Consider the following 13,084-nt stretch of genomic DNA (forward strand, 5'->3'; position numbering starts at 1 on the left):
GTGTCGGCTCGCTACTACGGCTGAATTGCGGGACTCTCTGCGGCCGTCGCTCATCGTCACCGGTCATCGCAGCATTTCACTACCGGTCAGAACGCCGTCTCGACGCCGATTGGCGCAGCAGCGATGACCGCAGCGAACGCAGCTTGTTGCGCTTCGGTGCGGGATGCGGATCGATTCCGGCCTGAATGGCGTCAGCATCCACGATCGTGATCGGTTCCGTGATCGTGCGTAATTGGTGATGCGGCACAATCGCGACCCAGCGACCGTTACGCCGCGGTGCAACCTTTACGGTCAACCGGCCCGAGCGAGCGAGCAAAATCGCGATGGCGATCGCAACGGTGGCGGGAACACCCCCGGCGATAACGAAGGCCAGCTTGGCTCCCCAGAGTTCCGCGATGGTTCCCATGAGGGGGCCGCCGATCGCTTGGCCACCCAGGATTACGATCACCCAGAAAGCAACGACGCGACCACGAATGACGAGATTCGACGACAGTTGAACCATCGTCTCCGCGGCCGTCATGAGCAGCAAGCGGCTGAGCCCGACACCGATGAGAACGGCTAAAAAGAGACCGTAGACGGGAACGATTCCGGCCAGCATCATCATGAGGCCGTAGAGAACGGCTCCGAAAATGATCGTGCGCAACCGCAGGCTAGAGCGGCGCGCTGAGGCAAGCGCCCCGAGGAGAGCGCCGATCGCGGCGAGCGAGTTGTAAAGACCGTAACCGCTGGCACCGGTGTCGTACACCGTGTTGGCCATGGCCGCGAGAAGTGTCGGCATTGGCATTCCAAAGACCGCGATGACAAAGCCCATGACCATCGTCCAAAACAGGGTCGGCTTTGCCTTGATGTAGCGCAGTGCTTCGCGAATCTGTCCCTTCGCGCCCACGGCACGGGGAGCAACGAGGATCTCGTTTTTACGCATCGACGCGAGGGTTATCACGCCGATAACCACAGCAATGGAGTTGATCCCAATTGCCCACCCCGAGCCCGCAGCGACGATAAGAATACCGCTGAGGGCTGGGCCGAGAAAGGCGCCCGCGTGAAAAATTGAGGCGTTCAGGCTGATGGCGTTACGCAGATGACGAGGGCCGACAAGTTCGTTGACGAAAACGGCTCGGGCGGGGTTATCGAACACCTGCACGACCCCCATCAGGAACACCAGAATGTACACCAGCCAGAGTTCCGCTGCTCCCATAATGGTGATGATCGCGAGAGAGAGACTGAGCAGCCCGATGATCGACTGGGCGACCATGAGCGTGATGCGTTTGTTGAACCGGTCGGCGATGACTCCCGCGTAGGCGCCGAGCACGATCGTGGGCGTGAACTGGATGGCAATCGTGAGCCCCACGAGGGCGACGTTGCCGGTGAGTTCAAGAACGAGCCAGTCGACGGCGATGCGTTGCACCCAGGCCGCGGTGTACGCGATGAACTGCGCGATCACGTAGAGGCGGTAATTGTGCAACCGCAGCGAGCTAAAAGTGTCGCGCCACAGTGGGCGCTGCATGACCGCCGAAATGGGAACTGTCGCGGGGGACGTCTCGGATGGCATACTCACGCGTTCAACCGTATTGTCTCCGCGCTCATTCCGCGGCATAATCGAGCCTATAAATTCAATTACGTTTCGTAATGGAGCAAAGTGTTCGACCCCGTACTTCTCAAATCGTTCGTTGCCGTCGCCGAGAACCGCAGCTTTACGGATGCCGCCCGCGCCCTAGAGCTCAGCCAGCCGACGATCAGTCAGCACATTCGCAAGCTCGAAACCGCGGCCGGGCGCATTCTGGTGATGCGTGACACTCGTGCTGTCTCCCTTACCGACAACGGCGAGGCGATGCTTGGCTTCGCCCGCGCCATCCTCGCGGCGGAAGATCAAGCCGTGAAATACTTCACCGGTTCGGCTATGCGCGGCCGGCTCCGTTTTGGTTCGGCCGATGACCTTGCTCTCACTCAGTTGCCGCGCATCCTGCGCGACTTTCGTCAGCTGTATCCGCATATCAACCTCGAACTGACGGTGAGCCAGAGCGGCAATCTCGTACGCCGTTTGCAGGCTGGCCAGCTCGACCTGATCTTCGTGAAGCAGGATGCCGGAGCCGAAGGCGGGCGACTCGTACGCCGCGACCGGATGGTGTGGTTGGGCCACAAGAGCATGACGCTCGACGCAGGCTCCCCCGTGCCCCTCATCGCATATCAGGCGCCCAGTTTGGGCCGCGCCTACGCTATGCGAGCGCTGGAAGCGGATGGGCGCACCTGGCGCATCACCTGCAACGTGAAAGAAGTGAACGGGGCGCTTGCCGCGGTGCGCGCGGGAATCGGCATTGCCGTGTTTCCGCAATCGCTCATCCCTGCCGACCTTGCCCAGGTGCCGGCATCGTTCGAACTGCCCGAACTGGGCGACGTGGACTTCGTGCTGCTCGACAACCCGATGGCCGCCCGCGAACCCGTCGAGGCGCTCAGCACGGCGATCCTGAGCCGGCCGGTTCAGCGCCGGGTGTAGCGCGTGATCTAGAGCTGGGTTCAGCACCGGGTCGAGTCGGGTGCAGCAGCGGGTCTAGCCTCCGAAACTCGGCGCCGTGCCGACGGAACCCGCCCACGCCTGCCGCAGCTCGCTCTCGCTGGAGATGTGCTTCGGGCGAATAACGGTGTCGTCGGCCACAAAGTAGAACGCGGCATCGATCATGTCGGGAGCAATGCCCTTCCACTGCGCGTAGGCGAGGCGGTATAGCGCGAGCTGCAGTTGCTTGGCTTCAAGGTCAGCCTCATCGCGCGGGGCCCGGCCGGTCTTCCAATCAACGACTTCGTAGCGGTCGCCGTTGGCGTACACCGCGTCGATCTTGCAGATGACAACGCGGTCGCCGAAGGGAACGTGAATCTCGATTTCGACGTCGATCGGCTGCCGCGTGGCCCACGCCGAACGTTCGAACGTGGCTTGCAACTCGGCCAACTTTTCGGCATCCGCTGCACTGTCGTCGTCGGTTCCGTCGAGTTCGAGCGAGAACGCATCGAGGGTTTCGGTAGAGGCCGAAGAGCCGAACCGCGATTCGACCCACTCGTGAAACTGGGTTCCCAGTCGCGTTGCTCGGTAAGGCTTCTCGGGCATGGGGCGCCGCAGCGAGAGCGCCACGGCTTCGGGATCAGCGATGTAGTCCTTGAAGCGCGATGCCGGGATGCGCTGCGGCAACGGGGTGCGGCGAGCTTCGCTCGCGGCACGGGCGCGTTCGGCGAGCAGGAGGTCGATCTCGTGCGCCCAGAGGCCATCAGCGCCGGGGTCGGCGGTCGTGACCAGCTGTGCAGCCGCCTCGACAGTTGCTCGACGATTGCCGAGCGGGTCGAAGGGCCAGAGCGGATCGACAACATCGTTGAGGGTCGGGTTTTCGTCGTTCACAGGATCGGTTGGCAGCTCACCGATCAATTCGCGCTCCTCAAGCTCTTGCAAGAAGGTGCTCGGGGCTTGCGGTTTACTCCGGCTCGACCAGAACGATCCGGTCAGCAGCAGGTTGTCGCGGGCACGAGTGATCGCGACATAGCCGAGACGCCGTTCTTCCGCTTGGTGGCGGTCGGCCAGGGCTGCTTTGAACTCTTTGAGGGAGCCGTCGAACTGCGACTGGTATTGAGCGTTTTCCCACTCGAGTTCAGGGAGCTCCGCAGCGTCGCCGCGGAAGGCGAACGGCAGTTTGCCGAACGAGACCCACCCCTTGCCCTCTCGCGAAGTCGCGGGCACTTCACCGTCAACGAGGCGCGGCACAGCTACGAGATCCCACTCCAAACCTTTAGAAGCGTGGATCGTGAGCAGTTGCACCGTGCCGGCTTCGGCGTCGTCGCTACGCGGCCCCATCATGTCTTGCTGAGCAGCACGGCGCAGCCAGGACAAAAAGCTGGCGAGGTTGGCTTGATCGTCACTCGCCAGGAAGCCTGCAAGCTCGTCGTGGAAGGCGTACAGGTTAGCCATGCCCTGAGCGTGGGGCCGGCTCGCGACAACCTCAATGTCGAGCAGCAGTTCTTGTTCGAGCAGTCGCACGAGGTCACCGAGCTCGAGGCCGGCCCGCGAGCGGAAGAAGGCCAATTGCTTGGCGGCGTCTTTAAGGCGCGACAGCCCCTCGGCGCTGAATTTTTCGAGCTGCGAGTGCGAGGCTGGGGCTTCGCCCACGAAGTCGAGAGCGTCAACAATGGATGCCGAATCGTCGACCGCGACTGATTCCCGCATCCGCTGTTTCACTTCGTCACTCAGCTCGGTGTGCGAAACGGAACGACTCAGCAGCCAGCGTGACAAATCGGCGAGAGCTTGCAGGTCACGCGTACCAATCGACCAGCGCGCGCCCGAGAGCAAGCGGATCAGTTCGGAACCCGCGCTGGGGTCATGGATGACCGTCAGCGCACTGACCAGATCGACGATTTCGGGCGTCGACAGCAGGCCGCCAATTCCCAGCACGTGGTACGGAACGTCGTGGGCGCCGAGTGCCGTGGCGAAGCGATCCATGTCGCTGCGACGGCGGAAGAGGATCGCGGCGGTGGGCGGCTCCGGCGCCACCGCGTCGGGATCAGGGTTGTAGTGATTCCACGCTTGCGGGGCGAGAGCGCTCGCAAACCAGGCAGCGACGCCCTGTGCTTCTTCGTCGATGTGCTCGAAGTAGTGCGCATCGACGGCACCAGCAGGCGCATTCGGTCGGGCCCCGAGCGATTCCACCCGAACAGGCGAGCGCGCGCTGAGCGGCTCGACGATGACGTTGGCCGCATCGAGCACTGTGGTCGCATTGCGCCAGCTCGTGGAGAGTGCAAAGTACTGCGCATCCGCGTTCTCGGTGAAGTCGCGGCTGAAGCGCGCGAGGTTGGCGGCGCTCGCTCCACGCCAGCCATAAATCGACTGGTGCGGGTCGCCGACCGCCATCACGGAGTGGTTTCCGAAGAGGCGGGCAAGCAGCCGGGTTTGCACGACGCTCGTGTCTTGATACTCGTCGAGCAGCACGACGCGGTAGCGGTCTTGGTAGTGGTCGACGACATCCTGCGAGCGCTGAGCGACTTCGAGCGCGAGCGCGACTTGGTCGCTGAATTCGAGGAGGCCCTGCGCTCGCTTCTGTTGCGCGTACTGCACGGCCAGATCGAGCAGAGGCGCGAGGGATCCGATCTCGGCCACGGCTTCGGTCACCGAGGCGTACGGTGTCTTCTTGCGCGCGGTATCGGCATACGGAAGCTCAGAGATTTGGGTGAAGCGCTGCGCGTAGGCGGCCACGTCATCCGCATTCGCGACGTTGTCGCTGAGCGCATGGCTGAGGTCGAGAACAGCCTCGGTGAGCGCATTGATCGACTTCTCGAGGCCGACGAGCCGGTCATCCGTACTCGCGACGACGAGCTTGCGGGCAAGCTGCCACGAGGAGGGGTCGTTGAGCAGTGTCGACTCCGGTTCACGCCCGATGAGCAGTGCGTTCTCGGTGAAGAGCGCACTCGCAAACGAGTTGTACGTGGAGATCGTCGGCTGATCGAATTCGATCGACGCGGTCTCGGGGGTTGCTTCGAAGTGTTCCGGATGCCGGTTCTGCACGTCGCGCAGAATCGCGATGCGCTCGCTCACGCGCTTGCTCAGCGATCCCGCTGCCTTGCGCGTGAAGGTGAGACCCAGGATCTGGTCGGGGCTCACAAAGTCATTGGCGACGAGCCACACCACCCGGCTGGCCATCGTGTCGGTCTTGCCGCTGCCGGCGCCCGCCACCACGAGGGCGGGCGACAGAGGCGCTTCGATGACGACTTGCTGCTGCGGCGTGGGCGCATGGATGCCCAGGAGCCCCGCGAGGTCTACGGAGGAGATCATCGGGCACTCACCGCCGGCACGACGTGGATGCGGCAATTGCCGAAGCTCCACGGGTCGGTGCAGTGACTGCTCACCCGGGCCACGAAGACGCTGCCGGCCATTCCACGGGCATCGTCGATCACGCGCTGTCGGAACAGTTCGAGCTCCTTGTCACTCATCGGTTGCTGTTTGGGGTCGACGTAATCGCGAGTCTTGGCCGAGGGCGAAAGCACGACAAGCTTGGCACCGCCGTTCTCGAGCCCTTCAGGCACTCCCTCGATCGCCCCCGACGCGAACGCGAGCTGGTAGGCCGCGAGCTGCGGATGATCGGCCACTGCCTTATCGGTCGCTGGCTCGTTCTTGCCTGTCTTGAGGTCAACAATCACGACGGTGGTGCCGCCGTACACCTCGACGCGGTCAATCTTTCCGCTGAGTAGGGCCTGCTCAAGTGGCAGCGTGAAGCCCATTTCGTTGCTCACGAGCTCTCCCCCGTTGGCGGTGAAATCGCGCAGGTAGGTGGCGAGGTGCTGCGTGAGTTTCTTAGCGCGCCGCTTTTCGGCCTCCGACTGCCAGCTGGCTTCAAACGTCATCTCGCTCCACCGTTCTTCAACGGCTGCGAAGAGCGCGTCGGCGCTGAGATCGGTTGCTGTTTCCGCAACATCGTGGATGAGCGTGCCGAGGTTCGAGGCCGTGTTTGACGTTGATCCGCCCAGCTGGTCGATGGCCCAGTGCAACGGGCAGGTCTCGAAGGACTCCATGCGCGAGGGCGAGACGCGCACTTCGGCATCCGGTTCGGTGAGGTCGACCAGAGGTTCGGTCGTGCTCGGGGCTCGCAAGCCGTACCACGAGCGCGGATCGGCTCCGGGGACGCCTTGGGCGGCGAGCCGCGCTAGGGACGACGCCGCAGCATCCGGATTCGTACCGGTCGTCAATTCGCGGCGCAACACTCCCACCAGGCCGCGCAAACTCAGTGGCGGTCGTGAGCGCACGGGCTCGTCGGGTTCGGGGATCAGAGTCAAGAAGGGTGACGGCATGTTGTCGTCACCGGCCACCGCCGTCACGATCACTTCACTTGTCGCGCGCGACACCGCTTGAGCAAACATGCGCAGTTCGTCGTGCAGCACTTCGCGGCGACGGTCGGCCACGGCAAGCTGTTCTCCCGCGAGCACCCGCGGCAGGTCGGGCGCGCCGAGCAGAGAGCCACGCACGCGGAGGTTGGGCCACACGTTCTCTTGCAATCCGGCGACAACTACGACATCGAACTCTTGGCCGATGACGGATGCCGGCGTTCCGACGGTGACCGAATCCATGATCGAGCGGGCGGCGAGCGTGTCTTCGGCGACATCGGCCGAGAGCCATTCGTTGAGAAAGACATTCGCGGGAGCATCCGGGCGACGCTCCACGAAACGCTTAGCCGAGGAGAAAAGAGCAACGACGGCGTCGAGGTGGCGGTTGGCTTCTTCGGCCACGACGCCCGCACCGAGGGCTTGGTCGAACCACCGGTCTGCCAGCCCGCTGCGCTGCCACGCACCCCAGAGAAGCTCTTCGATAGTGTCACCCGCGGCACCGGCCGCGGCCGTCTCGCGCAGGTTTTTAGCGACCGCAGCAGCGTGCCGAGCAACGCGATTGTCGATCGTGATAAACCCCGCGGGGGCTGCCATTGCCTGAGCAATCAGTTCGTCGGCCGAGTCATAAATCTCAGCGCCCAATGCCTCGTGACGTAGGGCCGCTTTGAGGCGGCGCAGCGAGACGGCATCGAAACCGCCGACTGAACTGCACAGCAATTCGACGGCCGCCGCGGCATCCAGCGGACGACGCGCCAGCGCCAACTCGAGCAGCACGATGAGTCCGTTCACGCTGAACTCGTCGCGCACCGCGCTGCGCGCACTCGACACACTCGTGACAACTTCGAGCGTGCGCAACTGACGTGCGAGCGAGGGAATCAACGATCCCGTGCGCACGATGACCGCCATGCGCGACCACGGCACCGACTCCAGCACGTGCTTTTCGCGCAAGTGCCGAGCGATGAACGCGACCTCTTCAGCGGGGGTCGAGAGCTGAAAACTATGGATGCTCGACGGCCCGGTAGCGACCGCCGGCGACTTGCGCTGCTCGATGAGCCCGGCCACACCGATGCGCTGAGTCAGCGCCGTAACGGTGTGGCGCAACTCGGCAGAGTGGCGATGAACCGACGACAAGAATAGTGATTCGCAATTTTCAAGCCCGAGCCGCACGGCCCACTGCGAGAGCACGGCAGGCTGAGCGCCTCTAAACGAGCCCGTGGTGAGGTCGGGGTCGCCGAAACCGATGATGGTGATGCCGCGAGAAGCAAGCGCCCGTACGAGCGAAATCGTGGCTTCGGTGAGCTCGTGAGCGTCGTCTACCACTACCAGCCGCAGTCGATCGATCGCGGCGTAGTGACCGCCCTCGATCAGTGCGGCGGCCTCGGCCAGCAGCTCACTCGCGTCGAAATGCCGGTCACGGTAGCTGGCTTTCACGGCGTCGTAAACCGAAATGAAGGCGGATGCCGCCACCCATTCCGGCCGATCAGTGCGTTTGCCCAGCGCCGCGAGGTCTTCGGGAGTCACCCCAAACTCGACACAGCGCATCATCAGATCTCGCAACTCGGTGCGAAAGCCCCGCAGGCGGCGAACCTCGGGATCGAGGTGCGCCGGCCAGGGCGCCCCCGTGCCGTCGGCAATTTCACCGGCGAGAAGGTCAGAAATAATCTGGTCTTGCTCGGCACCGGTCAAGAGCGTGGGTGCGCCGTCTCCGGCCACCGCCGCCGCTTCACGAATGACTTCGAACGCCAAGGAATTAGCCGTGCGCGCCATCGGCCCGAGCGTGGGCGCATCGATGCGCGCGGCCAGACGATCCCGCAGTGCCGTTGCACTTTGCCGAGTGGCCGAGAGCACCACGATCTGCTCCGGCGACCATTGGCGAGCATGCACGCGTTCGGCAACGAGTTCTACGAGAGTCGCAGTTTTGCCGGAACCTGCCGCGCCGACGACCACCGCACTCCTACCGTCAGCGAGGTCGACGACAGCGCGCTGAGAATCGTCGAGATTCGGCGGAGCGGAAGCCGCGACATCCGCTGGCTCAGGGGGCAAGGTGACCATGAATCAACGGTATCGGGATGCGCTGACAGTGAACGGGACATTCATCGCCCCGCGTTGTGTCGTAATCTGTCTTCGTGGACATAAGCATCGGTATCAACAACAGCCCCCGTGAGATCAACTTCGAGTCGGCACAGTCGTCGAGCGAGGTTGAAACCATCATTGCCGAGGCATTGAACTCGGATGCCAAGTACGTGAGCCTGCGCGACGCCAAGGGAAAGCTCTACATCGTTCCCACCGCATCGGTCTCCTACGTTGAACTCGGAGAAGAAGAGTCGCGCCGCATCGGATTCGTGGCCTAACAGTGGAACTGCTGTTCGTCACCGTCATCGGGGCATCACTCGCGACCATCATTCGTTACCTGCTGCCCTCGCGCGGCATGTACGGCGCGGCACTGCTGCCCGCCATTGGCGCCGCGGTCACAGCGACCGTCTGGGTCGCTCTCGTCTGGGTCGGACTGACTTTCGACGGTGGCTGGATCTGGGTTGCGAGCCTTCTCGCCGGCATCGCTGCAGCGCTGGTCACGGCTGTCATGCTTCCGCGTCACCGCGAAGCCGCCGATGTGCGTGCTTTCGAAACACTGTCGCACGGAAACTAGGCAGCACGGCAACTAGACAGCTAGGCAGCTAGATAGCTGGACACCTAGAGCCTTAGCAGCGAGACGATCGCTGCTAAGCGGTGAGGCCGAGCGCATCCATTCGGCGGGTGTGCGAAGCGACGAGCTCGGTGAACACGGGTTCAACCTGGGCTTCGGTGTTGCGCGTGTGGTCGGGAAAGACCAGTGCCGAACGAGCCAGCAGCATCATGTCACCCATGAGGCGACGGCCCCACATCGCCAGTCGCGAATCTAGGCGAGGATTCTCGTCAATTGCCGCCTGCAAGAATTCCGCCAGCACCTTCTCGCCCGATTCTGCGCGAAAGATTGCGACGAGTCGCGTGTGCGATTCTGTGGGCAGCCCCGCAGCCAAGCGCGCATAGAAGTCGTCAAAGAATCCGGCGCTCAAATAGGCCGAGATCAATGACTCGTACCAGTCGGCACCTCGAGCGATGCGGTCGAACTGGTCGACCTCATTGGTGAAGGTGTCCATCACTTCGGCGGGCGAACCGCCAGCTTTGGTGATCTCGTCGACCAGCTTGCGATGCTTTGCCATCGACAACTCGGCCGCTTTGCCGATTGCTGTCTTGGCTGCCGTCGTTGGCGCCGTCGAAATCACTCGCGAGAGGTTTTCGAAGATCATGAGTTGCACATACGCTGCACGCCCGAGGAACGCGAGGATGTCGGGAGCGAACTCCGCTAGGGCCACTTTTTCGGTCGCGGAAGCATCAGCTCGTGATCGAAGGCGAGGCACTTCGATGCGACCTGGTTTGCGCGAAAACCACTTAACCACGCAGCCAGCTTAGAGCGTCTCGATGCCCTACGTCTCTGCTACAACGCGCCTCGCCGCCTCAATTCACGGCCTCACCCCAGCGCAACCCGCTAAACTGCGGGCATCCCCCCGACTCAGGAGGGGGTCTCCAGCGCCCCAGGTCAAAAAGGGCGCCTCGCACCTAGACGGGCTTCATACGTGACTTTTTCAGAACTCAATATCGATCAGGACATGGTCGATGCACTTGCTACCAAGGGCATCATCGAACCGTTCCCGATCCAAACTCAAACCATTCCTATGGGCCTCGCGGGCCAGGACATCATCGGTCAGGCGAAGACAGGTACCGGTAAGACGCTCGGCTTCGGGCTCCCCGTACTGCAGTCGCTCGGCAAAGATCCCGAACCCGGCGTGAAGGCACTCATCGTTGTGCCGACTCGCGAGCTGTGTGTTCAGGTCGCTGAAGACCTCGTGCTCGCGGCATCCAATCGCTCCACCAAGGTTGCCGCCATTTACGGCGGCAAGGCTTACGAAGGTCAGGTCGAACAGATCAAGGCCGGCGCTCAAGTTATCGTCGGTACGCCTGGTCGTTTGCTCGACCTCGCTAGCCAGCGCATGCTCTCGCTCAAGGACATCAAGGTGATGGTTCTGGATGAGGCTGACAAGATGCTCGACCTCGGCTTCCTTGCCGACATCGAGAAGCTGTTTGCTCAGACTCCTCCCACTCGTCACACCATGCTGTTCTCGGCAACGATGCCCGGCCCGATCGTGGCTCTCGCTCGTCGCTTCATGAACAAGCCGATCCACATCCGCGCCACCGACCCCGACGAGGGTCTGACGCAGAAGAACATCAAGCACATCGTTTACCGCGCTCACAACCTCGACAAAGACGAGGTCATTGCGCGCATCCTGCAGGCCGAAGGGCGCGGCAAGACCGTCATCTTCACGCGCACCAAGCGTGCTGCTGCCAAGCTTGTTGAAGAGCTGAACGACCGTGGCTTCAACGCCGCTGCCGTGCACGGTGACCTCAACCAGGAGCAGCGTGAGCGCGCCATGGCCGCGTTCAAGGCGGGCAAGAAAGACATTCTGATTGCGACGGATGTTGCGGCTCGCGGAATTGACGTCAACGACGTTACCCACGTGATCAACCACACCATCCCGGATGACCACGACACCTACCTGCACCGTGCCGGCCGTACTGGCCGCGCCGGCAAGACCGGTGTTGCTGTCACGTTCGTGGACTGGGCAGACATGCTCAAGTGGACGCATATCAACAAGGCGCTCGAGATGGGCATCCCGGAGCCGACCGAGACGTACTCATCGAGCCCGCACCTCTTTACCGACCTGGACATTCCTGAAGGCACCAAGGGCCGCCTTCCCGGATCGCACGCTCCGGCTGTGCGCACCGGTGGCTCCGGGTCAGCGTCGGGATCGGGATCAGGTGGCGGTCGTGGATCGCAGCGCTCGACCGACTCGTCGCGTCCGCCTCGCAACCGCACCCGTTCCGCCGGATCGGATTCCGCATCCGGTTCCGGCTCACGCTCGAGCGACGGAGGATCGGTCGCCAACGCCCGCGCTACTGATGACAGCACCCGCCCCGAAGGCGGCGGAACGCATGACGGCGGAGCACCCGCTCGCCGCAAGCGCACTCGTCGTCGTCGTGGCGGCAACGAGGGTGCGCCGAGCACGCCTCCCACCGCCTAAGCAGCACACTTCACACGAAAGCCCCGCACACTGTGCGGGGCTTTCGTCGTTAACGCGGGCGGAACTGCCGGAGAAGCGCTGGTGTGACCCGGCACGGCAGACGAAGCGTCCGCCTCTGAGTTAGGGGCGCAACGATTCTGCGGCCGCGCGAAGGGCGGTCGCTGACCGGGTCAGCAGCTCGAGCTCTTTCTCGCTGAAGGTGGTCTCCTTGATGGGAGTCGCGCCGGACGCGCTGACGATGCACGGCACTGAGAGGGCGACACCGCTGATACCGTGAAAGTCAGTGAGTACCGGCGCCACAGGCATGATCGAGTGCTTATCCCCGAGGATCGCTTCGACGATGTGGGCGGTCGAGAGACCGATCGCGTAGTTCGTCGCGCCCTTGCCTTCGATCACCTTGTAGGCGGCGTCGCGCACGCTGATGGCGATCTCATCGAGCTCGGTCTCTGTCATACGCGGATGCCCATCGCGGTGCCATTCGAGCAGCGGCACGCCGCCGATGGTCGCGCGCGACCACAGCGGAAACTCGGAGTCGCCGTGCTCACCGATGATCGAGGCGTGAACGCTTGAGGGCGAGACCCCGGCGCGCTCGGCGAGCTTCCAGCGCAGTCGCGAAGTGTCGAGCACGGTGCCTGAGGCGAAGAGGCGCTCGGGCGGCAGCCCGGACTGCTCCTGCGCGAGCGCCGTGAGCACATCACACGGGTTAGTGACGATGACGTAGATGGCGTTCGGAGCGACTTCCATCAACTGCGGAATCATCGAGCCGAGCATCCGAGCATTCACATCGGCAAGTTCAAGCCGTGTTTGGCCCGGGTTCTGCTTGGCACCCGCCGTGATCACCACGACGTGCGACCCCTCCGCAACCGAGATGTCGCTGCCACCGATGATCTGGCTCGAGCCCGTGAACTGCGTGCCGTGGGCGAGGTCGAGCACCTCGGCATCCACCTTCTTGGTCGCAATGTCGTACAGGGCGATCTGGCGGGCAGAGCCACGGATCAGGGCGGCGTAGGCGGCACTGGCGCCGACACTGCCGGCGCCTACGATGGTCAGTTTGGAGTTCTCGACAACGCTCATGCGCTTAGTGTGCCACGACTGTCCCACGGTGGGCGCGGTCGCGCTCAGAA

Annotated in this window: 9 protein-coding genes; 4 read left to right on the plus strand and 5 right to left on the minus strand. The window is 63.3% G+C overall.

What is annotated here, in order from left to right; genetic code table 11:
- Positions 1–79: 79 nt before the first annotated feature.
- The gene (locus I6E58_RS11990; RefSeq protein ID WP_231595674.1) at positions 80–1,549 is read right to left on the minus strand and encodes an MFS transporter; all 1,470 of its coding nucleotides are present in this window, start codon (positions 1,547–1,549) and stop codon (positions 80–82) included.
- Between the two features lie 87 nt (positions 1,550–1,636).
- On the opposite strand from I6E58_RS11990, the gene I6E58_RS11995 reads away from it, so the two are divergent.
- Positions 1,637–2,491, plus strand: coding sequence for a LysR substrate-binding domain-containing protein (locus I6E58_RS11995; protein WP_197133986.1), 855 nt, complete (start codon positions 1,637–1,639; stop codon positions 2,489–2,491).
- Between the two features lie 54 nt (positions 2,492–2,545).
- On the opposite strand, the gene I6E58_RS12000 is transcribed toward I6E58_RS11995, so the two are convergent.
- Positions 2,546–5,797 (minus strand): ATP-dependent DNA helicase, encoded by a 3,252-nt coding sequence (locus tag I6E58_RS12000; protein WP_197133989.1) that lies wholly within the window; start codon positions 5,795–5,797, stop codon positions 2,546–2,548.
- Positions 5,794–8,895: an ATP-dependent DNA helicase gene (locus I6E58_RS12005; RefSeq protein ID WP_197133992.1), complete on the minus strand. Its 3,102-nt coding sequence runs from the start codon at positions 8,893–8,895 to the stop codon at positions 5,794–5,796. Before I6E58_RS12005 ends, I6E58_RS12000 begins: the two co-directional genes overlap by 4 nt.
- Before the next feature lie 74 nt (positions 8,896–8,969).
- On the opposite strand from I6E58_RS12005, the gene I6E58_RS12010 reads away from it, so the two are divergent.
- Together I6E58_RS12010 and I6E58_RS12015 are read left to right on the plus strand one after the other, a co-directional pair.
- Positions 8,970–9,194: a DUF3107 domain-containing protein gene (locus I6E58_RS12010; RefSeq protein ID WP_129073342.1), complete on the plus strand. Its 225-nt coding sequence runs from the start codon at positions 8,970–8,972 to the stop codon at positions 9,192–9,194.
- Positions 9,195–9,196: 2 nt separating this feature from the next.
- Complete coding sequence (locus tag I6E58_RS12015) at positions 9,197–9,490, plus strand: hypothetical protein (protein WP_197133995.1); 294 nt, start codon at positions 9,197–9,199, stop codon at positions 9,488–9,490.
- Between the two features lie 73 nt (positions 9,491–9,563).
- Here I6E58_RS12015 and I6E58_RS12020 read toward each other — a convergent pair whose 3' ends face one another.
- Positions 9,564–10,280, minus strand: coding sequence for a ferritin-like fold-containing protein (locus I6E58_RS12020; RefSeq protein WP_129073340.1), 717 nt, complete (start codon positions 10,278–10,280; stop codon positions 9,564–9,566).
- Positions 10,281–10,457: 177 nt separating this feature from the next.
- Between I6E58_RS12020 and I6E58_RS12025 the strand changes: the two genes are divergently transcribed.
- Positions 10,458–11,960, plus strand: coding sequence for a DEAD/DEAH box helicase (locus tag I6E58_RS12025; protein ID WP_197133998.1), 1,503 nt, complete (start codon positions 10,458–10,460; stop codon positions 11,958–11,960).
- A gap of 120 nt (positions 11,961–12,080) precedes the next feature.
- Here I6E58_RS12025 and I6E58_RS12030 read toward each other — a convergent pair whose 3' ends face one another.
- Entirely contained in the window at positions 12,081–13,034 is a 954-nt protein-coding gene (locus I6E58_RS12030) for an L-lactate dehydrogenase (RefSeq protein ID WP_197134001.1), read from the minus strand.
- Positions 13,035–13,084 lie beyond the last annotated feature (50 nt).

Origin of the sequence: Salinibacterium sp. SWN1162, from assembly GCF_015864675.1 — a bacterium.
Classification (GTDB): Bacteria; Actinomycetota; Actinomycetes; order Actinomycetales; family Microbacteriaceae; genus Rhodoglobus.

Excerpts from the sequence above, each read along its gene's own strand:
- I6E58_RS11990 (WP_231595674.1), bottom strand. The coding sequence starts at position 1,549 with ATGCCATCCGAGACGTCCCCCGCGACAGTTCCCATTTCGGCGGTCATG.
- I6E58_RS12030 (WP_197134001.1), bottom strand. The coding sequence starts at position 13,034 with ATGAGCGTTGTCGAGAACTCCAAACTGACCATCGTAGGCGCCGGCAGT.
- I6E58_RS12000 (WP_197133989.1), bottom strand. The coding sequence starts at position 5,797 with ATGATCTCCTCCGTAGACCTCGCGGGGCTCCTGGGCATCCATGCGCCC.
- I6E58_RS12005 (WP_197133992.1), bottom strand. The coding sequence starts at position 8,895 with ATGGTCACCTTGCCCCCTGAGCCAGCGGATGTCGCGGCTTCCGCTCCG.